Consider the following 21849-nt stretch of genomic DNA (forward strand, 5'->3'; position numbering starts at 1 on the left):
AAATGACGTGCCGCCACGCACAGTGGCTAATAGTGATAAAGAGAAAATCCGACTCTCGCAGACCACTAACACTGAAAGCAGCAACCCGGCACTGACTCTGACCACTAACCCCAGAACCTAGCAACCCAGCATAGACCCCGACCACTAACCCCAGAACCCTAACAACCCGCCATAGCCTATTAACCAGGAACCTACCGCTCGGCATGCCCCGAAGCTGCGATCACCTTATCCACAAATCGCAGTTTTTCCACGACGGGTGGCGCGAGCGCGAACGGATACGCATCCGGCATGCCGAGACTGCGATTCAGGCTGTTTAACGCATAGGTAAGCGGAAACCACTGTTTCATCAGATGATCGAAGGTGGCTTCGCCCGGCGGTGCCTTAGCCTCCAGCGTAGGATCCAGCGAGTTCCCCGGCATGAGCGCGACGCCGCAGGCCATCGCGGTATCGACGGTATCCACGATATGCAGGTAATGCGCCCAGGTCTCCGCCCAATCCTCCCACGGATGCGTGGTCGCGTACGCACTGACAAACGATTTGCCCCAGTTCGGCGGCGCTCCGTCCTTGTAATGCTTCGCCAGCGCCTCGCGATAATTCGCCCGCTCATCGCCGAATAGTTTACGAAAGCCCGTGATCCACGGCGTATTGGCGACCAGCCGATCGAAATAGTAGTGACCAATCTCGTGCCGGAAATGACCGAGCAAAGTCCGGTACGGCTCGCCCATCGCAAGCCGGACGCGTTCGCGTTGCGCGTCATCGGCTTCCGCGATATTCATGGTGATCAGACCTCTATCGTGACCGGTCAGCACTCTTTTACCGCGTTTGTCTTCCAGGAATTTGAACTGCAGCCCGGTCTTCGGGTTGACCTGACGCGACTCCACGCGCAGCCCCAGCGCACCGAGCGTGTAGAGCAGGCGGCGTTTGGCCGCTTCCAGCCTGAACCAGTAGTAACGGCGGTTCGCCACCCGCAGATTGGGAATGGTGTGCGTCAGGCGGCAAGCGTGACACAGCGGGTCGGTGGAGTCGGCCGGAACCATCCAGTTGCAGACTTTTTCGACTTCGTAGTTATGACAGCGCTTGTACAGGATGTCTCGATGTTCAGGGTGCCGGCTGCGCCAGAGGCCGTCGCCCATGTCCTCGAAAGCGCTGATTTCAGCGATTTCCGGGATAAAACCAAGCAGCGATTCGCAGCGTTCGCAGCGAAAATTCTCGAAGAACACCAGCTGATTGCAATGATTGCAATGGAAAGTTTTCATAGGCCGGGGGTATCGAAGTACATGGCGCATGTTCCCCTAGTATGGACATGCGCGCTGGAAGTGCTTCGAAGCAACCCGCATGCCGCCGGGAAAATGACTCCAGGGACGGCTTCAGACCTAGCTTACGCGTTCTGTCAGATACGCGGTCACGACCGTTTTATATTCATCGACGAGCAGACGGCGCTCCTTTGGCTTCGCCGCCAGGTAGAGCGGCGCCAGGCTTTTGACGATCTGCAGCAGCACTTCCGCGATGCGAAGGGCGTCGGCTGCGGCCAGGTCCTCGCGACGATACGCGAACAACTCGGCGAAGCGCTGGCGGAGCCGATGCCGGTCGTCGTCGCTGCGGCCGGACGGAATCGATGCCGCCAGCAAGGGCAAATACGCAGGGTGCTCGCTGATGAACCCTGTCATCAAGTCGATCAGTTGCGCAGCCAGATCGGGCGTGGGCGCAATCCGGGCTTGCTCGGACAAAGCGCTCCAGCGTTGGTCCATGCGGTCCCCATACTCGGTACGCAGCGCAACGGCGAGCACATTCTTGTTGGGGAAGTACTGGTACACCGCGCCAATGGAGGTTCCGGCGCGCGTGGCGATCTCGGTCATGGTGGCGGCATCGAAACCGCGTTCCGCGATGACAGCGCCCGCCGCCGCCAGCATGTCCTGCATCCGCCGTTCGGCGCGTTCTTGCTGGGGGATGCGTCGCATGGGCAAGTAGGGGAATGTGAGGAGACGCTCGGATTATAATTCGTGCGTCGGCGCAGACAGTTGCCGCGTGACCCAGCCGCTTCAACAGATAGGATGACGATCTAACTCATCAGCCAACGAACTCGCCCATCCGCTTTATTGACCCGGAGCGCCAGCACTTGTTCTCACCGGCGCGGCGGCTGCCTTGGCCGGGTCCGGGGCCGAGTTCGGATCCATTTCCCAGCCGCCGCCCAGCGCGAGGAACAGGTTGACCTGATCGAGCGCGACCTGTCCCCTCGCCGCAGCCAACTGCCCATTCGTCGATGTCAGGGTTCGCGTCGCATCCAGATCCGCGATAAACGATTCGCGCCCCGCGACATAAAAACGATGGGTCTGATCGGCGGATTCAGCCGCTGATTTCTGCGCGGCCGTCAATGCATCGGCGCGGGTGTAATCGGCGGCATAGGTGGCGAGGCTGGACTGCGTTTCCCGCAGCGCCTTCAACACGACGCCATCGAATTGGGCTAGCGCGGCATCGGCGCCGTATTGCGCTTCTTGAATCCGGCCGCGCTGACCGTTCACCGGGAAGGACCAGCTGATCAACGGACCGAAGCCCCAACGTGCGGTTGGTTGCGTGCCTAGATCCTCCAGTACCCCAGTCAGCCCCGCCGATGCCCCGAGAGTCACCGTTGGAAACAGCGCACCCGTGGCCACGCCGATCCTCGCTGTCGATCCCGCAAGCTTTCGTTCCGCCTCGCGTACGTCGGGACGCCGGCGCAACAGCGCGGCGCCATCGCCGACGGGCAGCGGCTGCGCAATCACCGGCGTCTTGTTGCAGGCAAACACGCTCTTTGGCAGATCGGCGGGCGCACGCGCCAGCAGCGTGGCGAGCTGGTATTGCGCGATCCGCCGGCGTGCCGTGTACACCGGGATATTCGCCGAGAGCGTTTCCACTTGCGTCTGGCCGCTCGTGACATCGGGCGCATTGCCGCGCCCCGCCTGCTGCAAGCGCCGCGATACGGACACCCGCTGGCGTTGCAAGTCGAGCGAGCGCTGTGCGATGCCAAGCTCTTCCGCCGCCGAGCAATTCTGCACGTAAGCCCGTACTACATCTGCCACCACCGTGATGCGCGCGAGATCGGCTGCGGCCTGGGTTGCATCGCTGTCTGCTCGCGCCGCTTCCACGCCCCGTCGTAGCGTGCCGAACAGATCGAGCTCATACGAAATGTTGATGCCGATATCGCCTTCATTCGCGACCGGGATCTTTTCAAAGATCAAGTATTGCTCCGCCGATTCCTGCGCGCGTTTGAACGCAGCCGACGTACCGCCCGAAAAGCCGCCTTGCGCCTGCGCGACACTGAGCGCGGCGCGCGAGCGGCCGAGATTGGCCGCGGCGACGCGCAGATCCGTGTTCGACGCCATGGCTTGCTGGACCAGATCGTCGAGGACGGGGTCGTCGTAAAGACGCCACCAATGCATTGGCACCGGACCGCTCGATACCGTCGACTGGCCATCCGCGCCGTCGAGCGGGGCGTTGGCGAAAGGCGCATTGACGACGGCATCTTTCGGTACCGAATAGTCAGGACCGACCGTAAAACACGCGGCAAGCGCGAGCACGAACGGCGTCAGGACGAGAGCGCGCGGCATCTTCATTGACTTGCACCCGGCGTTGCACCCGGCGCGGAGGCAGTCGCAGCGCCGATACCGCTAACCGGCGAGACACCGCTTGCGGCGCTCACGGGAGCGGCAGCGGAGGCACCTGAAGCAGCAACGACACCGCTCGCGCCACCGGGTGTATTCGAACCCGCCGTATTCGATTTAGCGAGCGGCGTGATATCGCGTACCGATACTGTCGCCGTGCGTCCGGCGATCATGCGAAAGTCCGCCGGCACTTCATCCAGCGCGATCCGCACCGGAATCCGCTGCGCGAGCCGTACCCAGCTGAACGCCGGATTCACGTTCGGCAGCAGATTCGATCCCTGCACCCGGTCGCGATCCTCGATCCCCGCCACGATGCTTTGCACGTGCCCCCGCAGGATTTTTGTCTCGCCCATCACCTTGATATCCACCGATTGCCCGATATCGATCCCGTGCAGCTTGGTCTCTTCGAAATACCCATCGACACGGAACGAGTGCAGGTCCACCACCGACAACACCGAGCGTCCCGCCGTCACATACTCGCCCGTACGCGGCGCGCGATCGTTGAGATAACCGTCGACGGGACTCACTACCGTCGTGCGCTGCAAATTGAGCCGGGCGGTATCGATGGCAACATCGGCATCCGCCAGCGCCGCTTCCGCCGTTTGCACGCGCGACTGGCTTTCTTCAGTCACTTCACGCGCGACGAGGTCACCGAGCGTGCGGTTGCGGGCATCTTCGCGGCGGGCCTGATCGAGGGTCGCGCGCCGTTGCTGGGCGGTTGCCTGTGCCTGGCGCAGCGCGAGTTCATAACGCGCCTGATCGATGACAAACAGCACCTGGCCCGCGCTCACCGGCTGGCTGTCGACCACGTTCACGCTCACGATCAGGCCGCCCACGTCGGGCGCGACTTGCACGACGTCGGCGCGCACATGGCCGTCGCGGGTCCAGGGCGCGAACATGTAGTAGTCGACCAGCCGCCACAACACGAATGCGGCGATCGCCACGACGACGAGCGTAAAGAGAATTTGTCCAACGGAGAACCAGGCTTTTTTCACGATAATTTCACGGTAATAGCCGATGCGAAACAATGACAACGATGCCGAGCACGATCACGTAGATCGCGAGATCGAAAATGGAGCGATGCCAGACGAAACGGTACAGGCCGACGCGAGCGAACACCCGCGTAACGACCAGGCAGAGCAGGTACGAAACCAGCATCAGTACCAGCACGGCGGGCAGGAACACGCCGTAGATATCGATTTCACCGATCATCGCGGAGTGCTCTGGAAAAAGGAGTGGAAGGAGCGGCGTGTCATGCAGCAGGCTCCGGTTGGGGCGGCAACGCGGACGCGAGCGTATCCGGGAACAGCGATAAACGCATGCCCACCAGCGCATGTAACGCGTCACGAATCTGGCGTCCGGGGACTGTCTTGTCCGGCTGTGCCGCCTCGGCCGCCGCTTCGGCCTGCACCGCACCGCCGCGCCTTGTGATGCGATCCAGTGCTGCGTCGATAGCCGCCTCCAGGCTCGCCGGCACCGGCTGACGCGCGCCGCGCTCCACGCATTGCTGGAAATACGCGCGCACACCTTCCAGCACACCATCGACCGACGCGAGATCACTGTCGTGCAGACGGCGCCGCAGACGCCGCAGATCGAGCGAGTTGAAAGCAATGCGCAGATCGCGAAAACTCTCGATGGACGGATGACGCTGGTCGTCGCTGGCGGCGAGACGCGGGATGATCTGCATGAGACGGTCGATCATGCGCGCGGTGAGATTTTTCTGGTCATCGACGGGCCGGGTCGACGCGCTCAACGCCACGTCGCGCCAGCCCGACCGGATCAGCCGGGCCGCGGCCAGTTCAGCGCCGAAAGGCCGGGTCACGCGGGTCCAGACGAACGCGAATAACAAACCCGCCGGGCCAGCCAGATTGCTGTTCATGAAGGTCAGGAAGTTCGCATCGTAGGTGCCCTGGATGCTGATGAACGTGGCGGTATTCACGGCCGTGAGCATGGTCGCGAGGTTGAATTGCGGCCGCGGAATCAGCGTGCCGATCAGGATGAAGGGGACCGCGAACATGATCACGAGCATGGGGAAGTCGTGCACCGTCGGCAGGATGACGAATAGATACAGCCCCGCGAGCACCACGGCAAGACAGGTGTAGATAAAAAACGAGAACACCTGGGGCGCGGGTTCATCGAGGGCGGCGAAGAAACAGCACGCCACCGCGGCCAGCGTGACCGCGCCCGCGCCGTCGTTCCAGCCGGATGCAATCCAGAGGCTCGACGCGATGAAAATGGCCAGCACGACCGAGCCCGCCGAAAACAACAGCATGCCGCGATCGAAGTACTGCTGCGTGCCGCCAAGCCGCCAGTGCCGGTAACGGGGCCGCCAGCTGCCTTGTTCGTTCGTGATGATCACGCGCAGCGCGCGGCAATCCTGCCAGACATCGACCAGTTGCTTCAAGCGCCACAGGGTGTTCGACAACAGCGCGCCGTCCCAGGTCCGCAGAGCGTCCGCGTCCGGTTGCAGGCCAGCGATCCGGCCGCGCAGCGCGTCGGCCTTGGGGTCGTTATTGGCATTGATGGACGACGCTGTATCGGTGCGCGCGGACAGCGGTTCGTCGAACCATGTAACGATATCGGCGAGTAGCGGCTCGAGACCCGGTGGCGGCGGTTTCTGGCCGTTGAACAACGCGGCCAGCGGGTCGCTGATCGCTGACATGATCGGCATCAGCAATTGCATCCGCCCGCGCAACGCCTGCGCCCGCGCGAGCACGTCGGGCCGGGTGTGGTCGTAGGCAAGCTGGCTCAGCAGGAATTCGAGCGCGTTGACGGTGACCGCGAGCCGTTGCCGGCACGCCGAGATGGTCTTGCCACCCACGCGCCCTGAGAGCGTCTCTTTGGCATAGAACGCGGCGTCTCGGAACCAGGCGTCGGTCCGTTCGATCAGCGTAGGCGCGAGACGGCTCGGCAAGATGGCGCTGCCGACCACGCTGGCGCACACGATCCCGAGCACGATCTCCTCGGTCCGCGATACCGCGAGATCAAAGATCCCCGCCGGGTTCATCACGGAGGGCAGTGCGATCAACGGCATGGTGTAGGCGGCCAGCATGAACACATAGCTGCGCGCGGTGCGGTCCGAGATGGCGAGAAGCAGCAGCGTGCCCGTCCATAACGCGACCACCGCGCTAAAAAGGTAGGGCGACTCCACGAAGGGCGGCACGAACAGCACGGCAGCCGATGCGCCGATCATGGTGCCGAGCGCGCGATACAGCGCCTTGGAACGCGTCGCGCCGACGAACGGATTCGACACGATATAAACCGTCGCCATGGCCCAGTAAGGGCGCGGCAGCTCCAGCTTGAGGCCGATATACAGCGCCAGCATGGATGCCGCGAAGGTCTTGACCGAAAATATCCAGTCGCGCGAAGTGGGGTACATCATGGTGCGCTAGACGCCTTCTTCCGTATCGGTGCCGGCCGTGCCTTGGGGCGACACGTGTGTTGGAGCTTGCGACGGATCTTGCTGAGTTTGACTGGACGCGCCAAGTTTAAACGCAGCGAATACCCTCAGGGTCGCTTCCAGGTCTTCCCGGCTCACATCGTTCAGCACGCCGGCGCGCAGTCCGACCAGTTCTTTCTCGATCTTGGCGGTGACCGACCGGCCTTCGTCGGTGAGGGAGATGATTTTCGCGCGCCGATCGTCGGGATCTTCGTCGCGTCGCACCAGGTTGGCCGCGCACAACTGATCGAGCAGACGCACCAGCGACGGCCCTTCGATTCCCGTCAACTCGGCGAGTGCAACTTGCCGGATAGGCGCATCAAGCCGCGCCGCGATCAGCAGCGGCGTCGCGCAGGCTTCCGAGACGTTATAGGCCGCGATTACGTCGTGGCTCGTGCGCCGCCACTGGCGGGAGGCGATCACGAGCGCGCTGCTGACGGATTGACGGAGGACATCGATTGTTGGCATGGCGCGCATTGTATTTCGACGACAATTCGTTAGCAAGCTATTGAATTAATTTTTTGGGGCGGGATGAGCCTGGAGCGCGGTGGGGTGGGTAAAAGAGCGGCTTAGTGCCTGTCATGCCTGTAGCCGCGCTTGAGCAGGAGTTGGCTAAGCACCGTGAACGCCATCGTGGGGAGTTCGTCAAGTTTGCGCACAACAATGTTATGCGCATAAAACTTTTCTACGGCGTCGTCGAGAAGTCCGATGCCAATCAGTTCTATCCCCGCGTTTGTGATCTCGTCGATGCGCGCCCGCAGGTCGGTCCGCAATATCACGGGGTGACCGTCGCCCGTGGCGGGGTAGCCGTCGGATAGCACCATCAGGATGCGCCTGCCGGCGCGTTGTGCAGCCAGACGTTCGGCTGCCCACGCCAGCGCCTCGCCGTCCGGATTCTCGTGACCGCAATCAATTGCGCTCAAACCTGCCGGATTGTTCGAACCGAAGCGCTTGTAAATCTGTAGATCGAGCCGTTCGACGCGCCGGTTGAAACGGTTCACATCCACACCTTCAGCCAGCTTCTGCTCATAAAGTGCTCGCATTTCCGGCGATTCGACCGAGCTGTAGCCAAGCACTTCGCACTTGAACGAAAGCTGCATCAACGCGTCGCAGAGCGCAGCGGCGCAGAGTCGGGCGAGCGCAATCTTTTCGCCGGCCATGGAGCCGCTGCGGTCAATCAGCAATGTGACGGCGGCGTCCCGGCCTTCGGTCGTTCGTTTGACGCGAAACGGCGTGCGGTATCCCGGCGATACAACCAGCTTCGCCAGCGCCGGCCGGTCAATTTCCCCGCGTTCCTGTTCGCGTTTCCAGTGCGTCTGTTCATCGGCTTTCAGCGCACGTTCAAGGCGCGCGGTTAGCGGCGCGGTTTCCGCGCGTGCGAGCGCGCGCAGGTTGCGCCACGCGGCGGCGTCGCCTAAGCCGGTGAGGTCGGTGATGAGATCGAATTCGGTCGTGAGCGGAATGGAACGGCGAGGTCGGCCATCGATCATGTCGATATCGAAGGTCATCGGCGCGGCGGGCGAGCGTGCTTCCGACGCCTCTGCGCTCGCGTCCGACGGCGCTTGGGCGATGCTGGCGGCATCGGAGGAGGCTGCGTCGGACATTTCCTGCGACGCCGCATCCAATGCATCCGGATCGCCCGATACCTGCTCGGCGTCCAGCGCTTCGTCGGCGTCGGCGGTAAACATCATGGTGTTCACATCGCCGGCTGCCAGCGACCTGATCCGTGCCACGAGCGCTCGCGCGCCCACCACGCTTTCAAGAGTCGAGCGGCTGGCACGGGAGGTCTGAAGCAGCTCGCTCACGGCGCCGAGCGTGGCGATGAGGGCCGGAGTTCGTTCGCTCACGTCCGGCGCTTCGTCCCAGAGCGCGCGTTCGATAAACCAGATCAGCTTGTCGCGCCAGGCCAGGGTCGGCCAGCGTTCATGTGTGTTCCGCGCCGTTTGTTCTCGCAGTTTCCCGACAAATCTGCGCGCACCCGGATAGTCACTGAATAGCCGCTCACAGACGCGCCGGTCTTCGATCGATTGTGCAATGCGCTGAGTGACGCCCGAATTGAGCGCGCTGATTTCACTGAGGGTGGAATACTTCGAACGGGCCACCAGCAAGTCGAGCTGGCCGGTGAGCGCGTCCAGATCGACTGCACCGGAAAGCTCCGGCAACACGATCCGATCACGTTCGACGCGAGGCCCGGATGTATCGAACGATACCGTCACGCCGTATCGGCCCGTCAGCACGCGCGCCATCTTGCCGAGCATGGTTTGCGTCGTGTCGGAATGGGTCAGGTCGGAGGCGGCCACATCGGTTACCGGTAAAACGCGGTGGCGTTGCGCTTCTCGCTGTTTTCCATGTCGGCCGACGTGAAAACCGTGCTGATGGTCGGGGAGCATCGCGCAAAGCGGGCTTGATCAAGCATAAACGCGTCGTTCATTCTTCAAACGCAATGTGATGCCGGATGATGCTGCGGATCAGCGCGGCGTCCTCGGCGCTTACTTTCGCGTAGATCGCCGGGCCGGCGGCGCGCTCCGGGTCGCCGGAGCGCAGCATCAGGTCGGCCCAGTCGAGCAGGCGTCGCGTCGAGAACGCGCTTGCCAGATCTTCGCGGGCGAACGCTGCGCGGCAATCGGCGGCAATGGCCGCGAGCGTTTGCGCCATCGGCCGCGTGAAGCGTCCGCCAAGCGTGCGCATCAACACTTCCGCCTCCTCCTCGGGCGACAGGTAATTCATCAGATACACGCGCCAGCGATCAAGAAACGCCTCGTTCATCAGGTTGGCGCCCTGATACAGATGCCGATAAACGCTCATGGCTCCGACCGCGTTTGCGGTTGCGAAGAGCCGGAAGGACGGATGCGGCGCCACCAGTTCGTTGCCTTTTTCCTTCAGCAACAAGCGGCCATGAGGTTCGAGAACGGCGGTGAGAACGGCGAGAATCGAGGGCTCGGCGAAGTCGATTTCATCGACTACAAGCCACAGGCCTTCGCGCATGGCTGTCGGCAGCACGCCGTCCACCCAGAGCGTTTCACCGCCTTTCACCGTCCAGAAACCCACGAAATCGCCGATGGTCGTCTGGCCGTTCATATTCGCCCGCAGCACGCCGTGTTGCGAACGCGCCGCGACCTGCTCGATCAGGCTCGTTTTTCCCGCGCCGGTATGGCCGATCAGCAGCACGCGCCGGTTCTCCACGATGTCCTGGAGGATGTCGCCGAAACGCTCGGGAAAGAGATAGGCAGGGTTCAGGCGCGGCACGAGCGGACCAGGCTGGCCGACAGGCATGTCCACCGGGCCGATCGTCGTTGTTGCTTCGCTTGAATCCGGATTCGCAGCTTGAGGCGTTTGGCGAACGGCGTGCCGGAGTTCTTTCAGGAAGCCGGTTCGTCCTTGCGCGGGCAGCGGTGCGAGCGCCGGATCGTTGGGTCGAAAAAACCCCTCCCGATGCCACTTTTGCAACTTCGACTTGAGGTTTTCCAGGTCAACGACCGTATCGATATTGGCAGGTCCGTCGTCGTATCCATGTTCGATCCGATACATCTGCGGCCGATCGGAGAGCGTCACTTGCCACCACTCGGCGGCCTGTCCCGTCGAGCGCTCATAGCGGCCAATGTGAGGATCGTCTTGCAACTTCGGTTCGGGCGCGTTCATTGGCTTGCAGGCGTTGGCAGGGTGAATGGGTAAGGCGGAATGTTTGAAACTTTACACGGTCGAGGGTGGGAGTCTGCGTGATGGAGCGGTTTGGGGATGCACACCAAGGGAATTTTTAGGGCTGGAACAGTGGATGATTCTCGGCGATAATTTAACCGACAAAGTGATTTAAATAGTTTGTGTAAGTTGTTGATAGTTAATGGATTTTGCGAAAAATTTTTCGGGTATTTCTAAAAATTAGAAATTAGTTTAGAAAAGCTCCATAAGCCTATGTTTTAGAAAGAAAAATTTGTTTTATAGGGGTAGCTTCCTGAAGTGCTTTATCAAACATTCCTCATGCTCCTGCTTAACTGAAGAAATTCCATCTAACCAATTGATTTTGTTAATAAAATTATATTTATTTAAGTTTTAGATCAATTATCTACCCTATCTATATGATTTTGAACGATTAAATCAAGAAATTAAGCACCAAACCCCCGTTCCCGATCTCGAAACCCAATGAACTCCCGCGCGTACAACCTTGATCTTTCAACGTACGCTGCGCCACCTTTGCCTCCTCACGATGGCAAAATACCCGCTCCACCCATCAGGAGCAGCAATGAGCACACCGATCCAGCACGATTTCCGTTCCGACACTGTCACGCGACCCAGCCCGGCCATGCGCGCGGCGATGGCATCGGCGGAAGTTGGCGACGATGTCTTCCGCGACGATCCCACCGTCACGCAACTGGAAGCCGTGATGGCCGAGCGTTTTGGCAAGGAAGCGGCGGTGTTCCTGACCTCGGGTACGCAATCGAATCTGGTCGCGCTGATGGCGCATTGCGAACGTGGCGACGAGTACATCGTCGGGCAGCAGGCGCATTGCTATCGCTGGGAAGCGGGCGGCGCGGCGGTGCTGGGGAGCATCCAGCCGCAACCGTTGAACAATCAGGCAGACGGTTCCTTGCTGCTGGCGGAGATCGAGGACTCGATCAAGCCCGACGATTCGCATTACGCGCGCACGCGACTGCTGGCACTGGAGAACACGATTGGCGGGAAAGTTTTGTCGCGGGAGTACATGGAAGCGGCGACGGCGCTGGCTCGTCGGCACGGTCTTGCTACGCATCTGGACGGTGCCCGGATCTTCAATGCGGCCACGGTGTTGAATACGCCCGTTGCCACGCTGACGCGGTCCTTCGATACGGTGTCGGTGTGTTTATCGAAGGGATTGGGTGCGCCGGTCGGCTCGGTGCTGGTCGGCAGCGAGCAGTTAATCGCGAAGGCGCGGCGCACGCGCAAGATGGTGGGCGGCGGTTTGCGGCAGGTCGGCATTCTCGCGGCGGCCGGGCTTTACGCGCTGGAGCATAACGTGAGGCGTCTCGCCGATGACCACGCCAACGCGGCCACTCTGGCTAAGGGCTTGGTCGCCTACGAGCAGCTAAAGGTCACGATGCCGGACACGAACATCGTGTTCGTGGAAGTGGACAGCACGATTGCCGCTGACTTCAAGGAGCATCTGGCGGCGCGCGGGATTGGCATTACGTCGGCCTACAGCGCGACGAAACAGCGCTGGGTCACGCATCTGGACGTGGACAGTGCTGCGGTTGAAAACGCGCTGGCCGCGGTCCGGGCGTTTTTCTCGGAACGCTAATTGCCGCACGCGCGTTCAATCCTCCTTGATGAAGTCGATGAACGCGCGCAGCGGCGCGGGCATGTGCGTGCGGCTCTGGTAGTACAGAAACGGCCCTGAAAAACTCTCCCACCACTCGTGCAGCACGGGCACGAGTGCGCCGCTTTGTATCGCCGGCCGCAAGAATTCCTCGAACGTATAGATCATCCCCAGGCCCGCTGTCGCGGCGCCGACTTCAAGCTCCATCACCGACGCCACCAGCGGCCCATTCGGCGTGAATCGAACCTCTTCGCCAGCACGCTCGAAGCGCCACGCCGCCAGCACGCCGCTCGCAAACCGATGCCCGATGCACGCGTGCTCCAGCAAATCGCGAGGGTGTTCAGGCCATCCGTGCGCCGCAAAATACGCCGGCGCGCCCGCCGCCACGAAATGCTGCGTGCGCGGGCCGATCGGCACGGCGATCATGTCGCGCTCCAGGCGCTCGTCGTAGCGGATGCCGGCATCGAAACCTGCTGCCAGCACGTCGATAAACGTATCGTTCGACACCACCTCCAGCGTGATCCCCGGATGCGCGGCGAGAAAGCGCGCGACGATGGGCGGCAGCACGTGCATCGCCACGATAGTCGGCACGTTCAGTCGCAAAGTGCCGGTCGGGCTGTCGCGGAAACTGTTGATCGCGTCGAGCGCGCCGGCAATCTCGCCGAGCGCCGGCGCGAGCCGTTCCAGCAGACGCTGGCCGGCTTCCGTCACCGTGACGCTGCGGGTGGTGCGGTTCAGCAAACGCACGCCGAGCCGCGCTTCAAGCCGGCGAATCGCTTCGCTCAGCGCGGAAGCCGATACCCCGCGCAAACGCGCCGCGGCCCTGAAACTGCGTACCTCGGTGATGGCCACGAAGGCGCTGAGATCGGAGAGATCGGGATCGTTCATTGTGCGTTTTTTCGTACAGCCCGTGCTGTGAAGGCCGGATTGTCGCACGACAAATCGCCTCTCATACTCTCATCAACGCTCGCAATCACGCGACGCCAGACTCCTGGAGACTTCACATGAACCATCTGCAACTCGGCGCGACCGGACCGCGTGTATCGGCACTCGGACTTGGCTGCATGGGCATGTCCGGCATGTACGGACCGGCCGACCGGAGCGAAAGCATCGCCACGATTCACGCGGCGCTCGATGCCGGCATCAACCTGCTCGATACCGGCGATTTCTACGGCAGCGGCCACAACGAAGCGTTGATCGGCGAAGCGCTCAAGGGCACGAAACGCGACGCCGCCATCATCAGCGTGAAATTCGGCGCGCTGCGCGATCCGGCCGGCGGCTGGGTCGGTTATGACGCGAGGCCGGCCGCTGTGAAAAATTTCCTGACGTACTCGATGCAGCGTCTCGGGGTGGATTACATCGATATCTATCGGCCGGCGCGACTCGATCCCAATGTGCCGATTGAAGACACCGTGGGCGCGATTGCCGAGATGGTAAAGGCAGGTTATGTGCGTCACGTCGGGCTGTCCGAGGTGGGCGCCGAGACTATCCGGCGCGCGGCTGCGGTACACCCAATCGCTGATCTGCAGATCGAGTATTCGCTGATTTCACGGGGTATCGAAGGCGATATTCTCTCGACGTGCCGCGAACTCGGGATTGGCGTGACGGCTTACGGCGTGTTGTCGCGAGGACTGATCAGCGGCCATTGGCAGGCGGCGCAAAATCTGGCCGGCAACGATTTCCGCGCGCACAGCCCGCGTTTTCAGGGCGAAAACGCGGAACGCAACCTGCAACTGGTCGAAGCGTTGCGGCGGATTGCGGAAGCGAAGGGCGTGTCGGTGGCGCAGATCGCGATTGCGTGGGTCGCGGCGCAGGGCGCGGATATCGTGCCGCTGGTTGGCGCACGGCGGCGGGACCGGTTGACGGAAGCACTGGGGGCACTGGATGTCATGCTGACGCCGGATGATCTCAGTGCAATCGAATACGCTGTGCCGAAGGGCGCCGCAGCCGGTGACCGTTACGCTGCCGCGCAAATGGCCCATCTCGACAGCGAAGTTCGTCACGGATAATTGCCCCGGTCAGACTCAAGGCATTGGCGCGATCCGATTGCAAGTTGGCGCGATCGGATTAGTGTTGCGGAGAGCGCGCTCCTAGAATCCGGTGGACGCAGCACTCATCGTTCACTGTTAAAGGAATCACGCTCATGTCTTCAGTCTGGTTTATTACGGGCAGTTCTCGCGGCATCGGCCATGAATTGGCGAAGGCCGTCCTGGCCGCGGGTCATCGTCTGGTCGCGACCGCGCGCCGTCCCGACGATCTCGCCGCGCTCGTGGAGCAGTACGGCGAGCGCGTGCGCGCCGTCGCGCTCGATGTGACCGACCCCGCCTCGGCACGGGCTGCCGTGCAGCAGGCCGTGGCATCTTTCGGCCGTCTGGATGTCGTCGTCAACAATGCGGGTTACGGCAACATCGCGTCGATCGAGGAAGGCGACGACGCCGATTTCCGCGCGCAGATGGAAACCAATTTCTACGGCGTCGTCAACGTGACGCGCGCCGCGTTGCCGGTCCTGCGCACGCAGCGCAGCGGCCATATCATCCAGATTTCATCGATAGGCGGACGCGTCGGTTCACCTGGCCTTGCCGCGTATCAATCAGCGAAATGGGCCGTGGAGGGATTCTCCGAGGTGTTGTCGAAGGAAGTTGCGCCGCTTGGGATCAAGGTGACGATCGTGGAGCCGGGCGGCTTTCGCACGGATTGGGCCGGTTCGTCGATGACCATCCACGCGCCCGGCCCTGATTACGCCGCGAGCATTGCGCCCTTGCTCGAATACCGCGCGTCGCATAAGCCAGTCGGCGATCCGGTGAAAGCGGCGCAAGCAATCCTCGGCATAGCGGGACTGGACGAACCGCCGCTGCGTTTGCTGCTCGGCAGCGACGCGGTGCATATCGCAGGACAGGTGCATGAAGCGCGCGGCGCGATGGACGCCAAGTGGCGTCACGTGAGTTTGTCGACCGACGCCAGCGATGCCACCGAATGGCGCGGGTTGATCGATAAACTCGCGATCGTGAAGCAGCCGGTAAAGGACTGAAAAGGGACTGAAAAGCTGATGAAAACCGATGGCGTTCCGATCAGCCACGCACTGCTCGTACGACTAGAGACGCTGGGCGTGGATGTGCCGCGGACGTTCCGCGCGGCGGGCCTGCCCGTGCCGGCGACGACGAACGCCGAGGCGGCCCGGTTGCGGCTGACGACGCAGAAATACTTCGCGCTGTGGGAGGCTATCGCGCAGGTGAGCGGGGACCCGGCCATCGGCTTGCGGATTGGTGCTGAAACCTCGCACGGGCAACTCGACGCAATGTCGCTCGCGGCGCTGCATTCCGCCAATTTCGGCGAGGCGCTGGCGAAGCTCGGGCGTTACAAGCGGCTGAGTTGTCCGGAGGAGGTGGTGGTCAGCGTGCAGCGTGACGAGGCGGCTGTGACGTTCCGGTGGCTGCTGGCCGATGGTTTTATTCCTGACCTGCTGGCGGACGCCATGTTCGCTTCCGCACTTGCCATGGCGCGGCGCGGATCGGGTGTGCCGATCAAACCGCGTCGCGTGGAGCTGACACGGCGGGCGGCCAACCGGGCGATGTTTGCGCGCCATTATGGTTGCGAGATCGTGTTCGATGCCCCGAACGATGTGCTCGTATTCGATGCGGCAAGTCTCGCGCTGCCTTTCGTGACGCATAACGTCGATTTGCTTGCCGCTGTGCTGCCGCAACTCGATGCCGGACTGGCCGCGCTGGCCCGCGAGCAAACTTTCACCGATCACGTCGATGCCGTGCTCGCGCGGAACATGCGCGGCCAGCGGCCGAGTGTTGAAGCGCTGGCGCGGGAGCTGGGGATCAGTACACGCACGCTGCAACGCAAGCTTGCGCTCGATGGGACGAGTTATCAGCAGCAGTTGGACCGCGTGCGCAACCGGATAGCGCGCCGCTTGCTGGGGAGTACGGATCTCGCGGCCGGCGAGATCGCGTGGTTTTTGGGCTTTGAAGAGGTTAATTCGTTTTCACGGGCGTTTAACCAGTGGGAGGGAATGACGCCTCAGCGGTGGAGAGGGCACGAGGGTGAGGGGCGGGACAGATCGTTCTCAGAGCCCGCGGTTTGATTCGGAATGCTGATTAATAGTCCGAAGCGATGAATATGGGGAATGAAGCTTCATCAAGCCATCGGTCAGAATTAGATTCTTCATCGCTTCATTCCGGTTCGTGATTATCGGACACACGCCACGACGCATAACGATAAAATCCCCGTCCTGCAATAAACTATGACACTCGAATCCAGTCGCGGCCGTCATGGTAACCGTCTGGTCCCGGAATTCCCGTTTGAAAAGGACCGATCTTGCTTCACATCGAAACCCCGTTGATCCTGCATCCCGGACTGTCTACGTCCACGCGCCGCATCTGGCTCAAGCTTGAAAACCTGCAGCCCAGCGGCTCGTTCAAAATGCGCGGGATGGGCTTGCTGTGTTCGCGGGCGAAAGCGGCCGGCAAACTCCGCGTAGTGTGCCCGTCGGGTGGCAACGCCGGTTTTGCAACAGCATTTGTGGCGCGCTTGCTCGGCATGCAGGCTGAGATCGTGGTGCCTTCCACGACGCCTGAAAGCACCCGCAAGCGGATTGCCGCGCTCGGTGCGACGGTGATCGTGCATGGTGATGTCTGGGATGAGGCGAACGAGCATGCGCTGGCATTGTCGGCGTCGGATGAAGTCGAATATGTGCCGGCTTTCGATCACCCCGTGTTGTGGGAAGGTCATAGCACGATGATCGATGAGATTGTCGCGGTGCTGCCGCAGGTGGATGCGGTCGTGGCCAGCGTGGGCGGGGGCGGTTTGCTTGCCGGCATCTTGACCGGTTTGCTGCGCCATGGCCGCACGGATTGTCGTGTGATCGCGTGCGAGACGACGGGCGCGGCGTCGTTTCGCGCGGCGCTCGATGCAGGGCATCCGGTGAAACTGGATCGCATCGACAGCATCGCAAAGTCGCTTGCTGCGCTTCAGGTGGCGAGCTGGCCGGTCAGTGCCATCAGGCAGTTTCCGCACGAATCGGTTGTGTTGACGGATGCCGATGCGATCACGGGCGTGACGCGTTTCGCCGATGACCATCGGCAACTCGTGGAACCGGCGTGCGGGGTATCGCTTGCTGTCGGTTACCTCGATCATCCGGCGATTGCTGCCGCGCACGATGTGGTGATCGTGGTGTGCGGCGGAGTCAGTGTCGATGCGCGGATGGTGGCGGACTGGGCGAGGTAATCGCTCATGCCGGACCTTTGCCGGTGACGCGCTGTACAGCACAAATACAAACACGCCAGCGCAACTCCTGGCGATCGCATTCGTCTTTAACCGCTTGATCGTCCTCGCCTTCGGTGATCACAAGCGGCATGACCGGAATGGACCCGGCAATGGGTTCTTCGATCTCTCACTATCTGCTCGACGTCATAGAACGCGACGACAACGAAGAAACCACCCCGCTGATCTAACCCGGATCGACGAATCAACCGCAGCGACCCGCCTCCAGGCGCTGGTAAACCCGCCCCTCGGCGCGAGTGACAAGCGACCGCGCTGACCGCCCTCAGCGCAATCCCATTCGCCCCAATCCTCGGCCGCGAAATCTCCTGCATCGCCCAAACGCTCCTCATCGCATCGCAGCAAAAAAAACGGCAAACCTGCCGCAGCGCCAGCGTTTCCGCCTCAATCGCACCGCACCACTCTCGACCTGGCAAACAAATCCACTTGACTAATACTGTGTGTGGAATATTGTATATCACAAACCAAACAACGCCAGCCAAGGAGGAGAGACGCTATGGCAGAAGTACTGAACCACCCGCAGACCGCCATTACAGCCGAGACAGCGAAGCAAGAAACCCCGGCGACCACTGACGGTTTCCATCTGGTCATCGATGCCCTGAAACTGAATGACCTCAACACGATCTTCGGGCTGGTCGGCATTCCCATTACCGATCTGGCGCGCCTTGCGCAAGCCGAAGGCATGCGCTTCATCGGCTTTCGTCATGAACAGCACGCGGGTAACGCGGCCGCTATCGCTGGCTATATGACGCAAAAGCCCGGCATCTGCATGACTGTTTCAGCGCCGGGCTTCCTGAACGGTCTAACGGCGCTCGCCAACGCGACCACCAACTGTTTCCCCATGATCCTGATCAGCGGATCCAGCGAGCGTGAGATCGTCGACTTGCAGCAGGGCGACTACGAGGAGATGGATCAGCTCAACGCCGCCAAACCCTACGCGAAGGCCGCGTACCGCGTCCTGCACGCGGAAGACATCGGCATCGGCATTGCGCGTGCGATCCGTGCGGCCGTGTCGGGCCGTCCCGGCGGCGTCTACCTGGATTTGCCGGCGAAACTGCTGTCCCAGACCATCGACGCCGTGAAGGGCAAGCAGTCCCTGGTCCGCGTGGTCGACGCGGCCCCGCGCCAGCTTCCGGCGCCTGACTCGGTCAAGCGCGCGCTCGATGTGCTGAAGGGCGCAAAGCGTCCGCTGATCCTGCTGGGCAAGGGTGCGGCTTACGCCCAGGCCGACGCGCAGATTCGCGAGCTCGTTGAAAAGAGCGGCATTCCTTATCTGCCGATGTCGATGGCCAAGGGATTGCTGCCCGATACCCATGAGCAATCGGCGTCGGCTGCGCGCTCGTTCGTACTGCAGGAGGCCGATGTCGTGCTGCTGATCGGCGCGCGCCTGAACTGGCTGTTGTCGCACGGCAAGGGCAAGACGTGGGGTGGCGCACCGAAGCAATTCATCCAGGTCGACATCTCGCCGACGGAAATCGATAGCAACGTGGCAATTGCGGCGCCGGTGATCGGCGATATCGGCTCCTGCGTGTCGGCCTTGCTCGGGGGCATTGACGCCAGCTTCCCGAAGCCCCCCGCCGAGTGGACGGGCGCGATCTCCGAGCGCAAGAACAAGAACCTGGAAAAGATGGCCGCGACGCTGGCCAAGAATCCGTCGCCGATGAATTTCCACAGCGCTCTGCGCGCGATCCGCGACGTGTTGAAGACGCGCCCGGATATCAATGTGGTCAACGAAGGGGCGAACACCCTCGACTACGCCCGCAGCATCATCGACATGTACGAGCCGCGCAAGCGTTTCGATTCGGGTACGTGGGGAATCATGGGGATCGGCATGGGCTTCGCGATTGGCGCGGCGGTGACGAGCGGCAAGCCGGTCGTCGCCATTGAAGGCGACAGCGCGTTCGGTTTCAGCGGCATGGAACTCGAAACCATCTGCCGCTACGACCTGCCGGTTTGCACCATTGTCTTCAACAACAACGGCGTGTATCGCGGCACCGACGTGAACCCGACCGGCGGCAAAGATGTTGCCCCGACGGTGTTCGTCAAGGGCGCGCGCTACGACAAGATGATTGAAGCATTCGGTGGCGTAGGCCGTCACGCCACAACGCCGGAAGAGCTGACGAAGGCGCTGCAGGAAGCCATTGCGTCCGGCAAGCCGACGCTCATCAACGCGGTTATCGATGAAGCCGCTGGTACCGAGAGCGGCCGCCTGACAAATCTGAATCCGCAAAGCACGGCGATGAAAAAGTAATCCGCTTGGAAGGTACCGGCGGGATCGGTGGCATTGGCGGCTTTGTCAAAACGCGCCGCCGATGCCGCTGCAAGAACATGAGTAACCCACCTTTAGCCAGTGAGTCAGGAGACAGGAATCATGAGCAAGCCACTCGAGGGAATCAAGATTATCGACTTCACGCACGTGCAGGCAGGCCCGGCCTGCACGCAGTTGCTTGCGTGGTTCGGCGCCGACGTGATCAAGGTAGAACGCCCGGGCTCGGGCGACGTCACCCGCACGCAACTGCGCGATATCCCGGACGTCGACGCGCTGTACTTCACCATGCTCAACAGCAACAAGAAGTCGCTCACGCTCGACACCAAGAAGCCGGAAGGCAAGGAAGTCCTGGAGAAACTTATTAAGGAATCCGATGTGATGGTGGAAAACTTCGGTCCGGGCGCGCTCGACCGGATGGGTTTCCCGTGGCAGTACATCAAGGAACTGAATCCGAAGATGATCCTGGCGTCAGTGAAAGGCTTCAGCGATGGCCACCATTACGACGACCTGAAGGTCTACGAAAACGTCGCTCAATGCGCGGGCGGCGCGGCATCGACCACGGGGTTCTGGGACGGCCCGCCGACCATTAGCGCAGCAGCGCTGGGCGACAGCAACACCGGCATGCACCTCGCCATCGGCATATTGACGGCGCTGATCGGACGCGACAAGACGGGCAAGGGGCAGAAGGTCGCGGTATCGATGCAGGACAGCGTGCTGAACTTGTGCCGCGTGAAGCTGCGCGATCAGCAACGCCTGGACCGGCTCGGCTACCTTGAGGAATATCCGCAATACCCGCACGGCGAATTCAGCGATGTCGTGCCGCGCGGCGGCAATGCCGGTGGCGGCGGTCAGCCGGGCTGGGTGCTGAAATGCAAGGGCTGGGAAACCGATCCGAACTCGTACATCTACTTCACGATCCAGGGCCACGCGTGGGCGCCGATTTGCCGCGCGATCGGCAAACCCGAGTGGATCGAAGACGCGAACTACAACACGGCGACGGCACGTCAACCGCATATCTTCGACATCTTCAAGACGATCGAAGAATGGCTCGCCGATAAAACCAAGTTCGAGGCCGTGGACATCCTGCGCAAGTTCGATATTCCGTGCGCGCCTGTGCTGACGATGAAAGAGCTGGCCAACGATCCGTCATTGCGTGAAAGCGGCACGATTACCGAAGTCGCACACAAGGAACGTGGCTCGTATCTGACGGTCGGCAGCCCGATCAAGTTCTCGGACATGAAGCCGGAAATCACGGCATCACCGTTGCTGGGCGAGCATACGGACGAAGTGCTCGAGAGCCTGGGTTACAGCAGCGCGCAAATCGCCAACCTGCATCAGCAACAAGCCGTTTAAACGCGAAAGCACAGCGCCGTGGATTGCCTTGACGGACCCACGGCGCGGCCAGAATCGCTATGAAATAGACAAGGCCATTTCAACAATGAATAGCGCCGTGCATACAAAATCCCCCATCGATTTCGCGCAACTGGTTGGCGTGATCGGCGACGCGGTTGTCATCTCCGACGCCAGTGGCGCGATCACCCTATGGAACCCCGCTGCCGAGCGCATGTTCGGGTTCACGCCTGAAGAAGCGCTGGGCAATTCGCTGGACCTCATTATTCCCGAGCGCTTGCGAGGGCGTCACTGGAGCGGCTACGAAAAGACCATGGCGACAGGCGAGACACGGTACGGGCACGACGTGCTGCGCGTGCCGGCCGTGCACAAGGACGGACGATCCTTATCGATTGCATTCACGGTTGCGCTGTTGCATTCAGCGGGACCGGAGCCGGGTGTCAGCGGCATCGTAGCCGTCATACGCGACGAAACCAGCCGCTTCACCGAAGAGCGAAACCTGCGCAAGCGTCTCGCTGAACTCGAAGCAAAATCCGGCGCGTGATCCGAATACAGGGACTCGCGCGCGGGACCGCACTACGGT

Annotated in this window: 18 protein-coding genes; 8 read left to right on the plus strand and 10 right to left on the minus strand. The window is 61.8% G+C overall.

All coding sequences use genetic code 11. The annotated features are described in order from the left end of the window. Positions 1-191: 191 nt before the first annotated feature. The 9 genes from HB376_RS24690 to HB376_RS24730 form a co-directional block, all read right to left on the minus strand. A complete protein-coding gene (locus HB376_RS24690; RefSeq protein WP_213766305.1) occupies positions 192-1256 on the minus strand; it encodes a putative zinc-binding metallopeptidase in 1065 nt (354 codons plus the stop codon). A 117-nt stretch (positions 1257-1373) separates the two neighbouring features. Then, positions 1374-1958 (minus strand): TetR/AcrR family transcriptional regulator, encoded by a 585-nt coding sequence (locus HB376_RS24695; protein WP_213766306.1) that lies wholly within the window; start codon positions 1956-1958, stop codon positions 1374-1376. A 135-nt stretch (positions 1959-2093) separates the two neighbouring features. Continuing rightward, positions 2094-3584: an efflux transporter outer membrane subunit gene (locus HB376_RS24700; protein WP_255631559.1), complete on the minus strand. Its 1491-nt coding sequence runs from the start codon at positions 3582-3584 to the stop codon at positions 2094-2096. Between the two features lie 2 nt (positions 3585-3586). Continuing rightward, positions 3587-4633, minus strand: a complete 1047-nt coding sequence (locus HB376_RS24705) for an efflux RND transporter periplasmic adaptor subunit (protein WP_213766308.1) — start codon at positions 4631-4633, stop codon at positions 3587-3589. Between the two features lie 7 nt (positions 4634-4640). Beyond that, the gene (locus HB376_RS24710) at positions 4641-4850 is read right to left on the minus strand and encodes a DUF1656 domain-containing protein (RefSeq protein WP_165104258.1); all 210 of its coding nucleotides are present in this window, start codon (positions 4848-4850) and stop codon (positions 4641-4643) included. A 40-nt stretch (positions 4851-4890) separates the two neighbouring features. Beyond that, entirely contained in the window at positions 4891-7020 is a 2130-nt protein-coding gene (locus HB376_RS24715) for an FUSC family protein (RefSeq protein ID WP_213766310.1), read from the minus strand. Positions 7021-7026: 6 nt separating this feature from the next. After that, on the minus strand, positions 7027-7545 hold the full coding sequence (locus tag HB376_RS24720; RefSeq protein WP_213766312.1) for a MarR family transcriptional regulator: 519 nt from the start codon (positions 7543-7545) through the stop codon (positions 7027-7029). A 101-nt stretch (positions 7546-7646) separates the two neighbouring features. Further along, positions 7647-9377, minus strand: a complete 1731-nt coding sequence (locus HB376_RS24725) for a cobalamin biosynthesis protein CobT (protein WP_346730572.1) — start codon at positions 9375-9377, stop codon at positions 7647-7649. A gap of 127 nt (positions 9378-9504) precedes the next feature. Further along, a complete protein-coding gene (locus tag HB376_RS24730) occupies positions 9505-10716 on the minus strand; it encodes an AAA family ATPase (protein ID WP_213766314.1) in 1212 nt (403 codons plus the stop codon). 598 nt (positions 10717-11314) lie between these two features. On the opposite strand from HB376_RS24730, the gene ltaE reads away from it, so the two are divergent. Continuing rightward, complete coding sequence (ltaE, locus tag HB376_RS24735) at positions 11315-12346, plus strand: low-specificity L-threonine aldolase (protein ID WP_213766315.1); 1032 nt, start codon at positions 11315-11317, stop codon at positions 12344-12346. Between the two features lie 15 nt (positions 12347-12361). Here ltaE and HB376_RS24740 read toward each other — a convergent pair whose 3' ends face one another. Further along, on the minus strand, positions 12362-13252 hold the full coding sequence (locus tag HB376_RS24740; protein WP_213766316.1) for a LysR substrate-binding domain-containing protein: 891 nt from the start codon (positions 13250-13252) through the stop codon (positions 12362-12364). A gap of 116 nt (positions 13253-13368) precedes the next feature. Here HB376_RS24740 and HB376_RS24745 point away from each other — a divergent pair, with 116 nt between their 5' ends. From HB376_RS24745 to HB376_RS24775, 7 genes are all read left to right on the plus strand, one after another. After that, positions 13369-14373 carry an aldo/keto reductase gene (locus tag HB376_RS24745; protein ID WP_213766318.1) on the plus strand — a complete coding sequence of 335 codons (1005 nt, stop codon included), beginning with the start codon at positions 13369-13371 and terminating at the stop codon, positions 14371-14373. 134 nt (positions 14374-14507) lie between these two features. Then, positions 14508-15392 (plus strand): oxidoreductase, encoded by an 885-nt coding sequence (locus HB376_RS24750; protein ID WP_213766319.1) that lies wholly within the window; start codon positions 14508-14510, stop codon positions 15390-15392. An 18-nt stretch (positions 15393-15410) separates the two neighbouring features. Further along, entirely contained in the window at positions 15411-16451 is a 1041-nt protein-coding gene (locus HB376_RS24755) for an AraC family transcriptional regulator (RefSeq protein ID WP_213766320.1), read from the plus strand. A gap of 233 nt (positions 16452-16684) precedes the next feature. Next, positions 16685-17593 carry a pyridoxal-phosphate dependent enzyme gene (locus HB376_RS24760; RefSeq protein ID WP_218627367.1) on the plus strand — a complete coding sequence of 303 codons (909 nt, stop codon included), beginning with the start codon at positions 16685-16687 and terminating at the stop codon, positions 17591-17593. A 550-nt stretch (positions 17594-18143) separates the two neighbouring features. Continuing rightward, positions 18144-19898: an oxalyl-CoA decarboxylase gene (gene oxc, locus HB376_RS24765; protein ID WP_213766321.1), complete on the plus strand. Its 1755-nt coding sequence runs from the start codon at positions 18144-18146 to the stop codon at positions 19896-19898. A 120-nt stretch (positions 19899-20018) separates the two neighbouring features. Continuing rightward, entirely contained in the window at positions 20019-21269 is a 1251-nt protein-coding gene (frc, locus tag HB376_RS24770) for a formyl-CoA transferase (RefSeq protein ID WP_213766322.1), read from the plus strand. Between the two features lie 97 nt (positions 21270-21366). Continuing rightward, the gene (locus HB376_RS24775; RefSeq protein ID WP_346730573.1) at positions 21367-21810 is read left to right on the plus strand and encodes a PAS domain S-box protein; all 444 of its coding nucleotides are present in this window, start codon (positions 21367-21369) and stop codon (positions 21808-21810) included. The last annotated feature ends 39 nt before the right edge of the window (positions 21811-21849 follow it).

This window comes from Caballeronia sp. dw_19 (assembly GCF_018449515.1).
Classification (GTDB): domain Bacteria; phylum Pseudomonadota; class Gammaproteobacteria; order Burkholderiales; family Burkholderiaceae; genus Caballeronia.

Bases quoted from the DNA above. Each gene is read 5' to 3' on its own strand.
- HB376_RS24690 (WP_213766305.1), bottom strand. From the start codon at position 1,256: ATGAAAACTTTCCATTGCAATCATTGCAATCAGCTGGTGTTCTTCGAG.
- HB376_RS24695 (WP_213766306.1), bottom strand. From the start codon at position 1,958: ATGCGACGCATCCCCCAGCAAGAACGCGCCGAACGGCGGATGCAGGAC.
- HB376_RS24700 (WP_255631559.1), bottom strand. From the start codon at position 3,584: ATGCCGCGCGCTCTCGTCCTGACGCCGTTCGTGCTCGCGCTTGCCGCG.
- HB376_RS24710 (WP_165104258.1), bottom strand. From the start codon at position 4,850: ATGATCGGTGAAATCGATATCTACGGCGTGTTCCTGCCCGCCGTGCTG.
- HB376_RS24715 (WP_213766310.1), bottom strand. From the start codon at position 7,020: ATGATGTACCCCACTTCGCGCGACTGGATATTTTCGGTCAAGACCTTC.
- HB376_RS24720 (WP_213766312.1), bottom strand. From the start codon at position 7,545: ATGCCAACAATCGATGTCCTCCGTCAATCCGTCAGCAGCGCGCTCGTG.
- HB376_RS24730 (WP_213766314.1), bottom strand. From the start codon at position 10,716: ATGAACGCGCCCGAACCGAAGTTGCAAGACGATCCTCACATTGGCCGC.
- ltaE (WP_213766315.1), top strand. From the start codon at position 11,315: ATGAGCACACCGATCCAGCACGATTTCCGTTCCGACACTGTCACGCGA.
- HB376_RS24740 (WP_213766316.1), bottom strand. From the start codon at position 13,252: ATGAACGATCCCGATCTCTCCGATCTCAGCGCCTTCGTGGCCATCACC.
- HB376_RS24745 (WP_213766318.1), top strand. From the start codon at position 13,369: ATGAACCATCTGCAACTCGGCGCGACCGGACCGCGTGTATCGGCACTC.
- HB376_RS24750 (WP_213766319.1), top strand. From the start codon at position 14,508: ATGTCTTCAGTCTGGTTTATTACGGGCAGTTCTCGCGGCATCGGCCAT.
- HB376_RS24755 (WP_213766320.1), top strand. From the start codon at position 15,411: ATGAAAACCGATGGCGTTCCGATCAGCCACGCACTGCTCGTACGACTA.
- oxc (WP_213766321.1), top strand. From the start codon at position 18,144: ATGGCAGAAGTACTGAACCACCCGCAGACCGCCATTACAGCCGAGACA.
- frc (WP_213766322.1), top strand. From the start codon at position 20,019: ATGAGCAAGCCACTCGAGGGAATCAAGATTATCGACTTCACGCACGTG.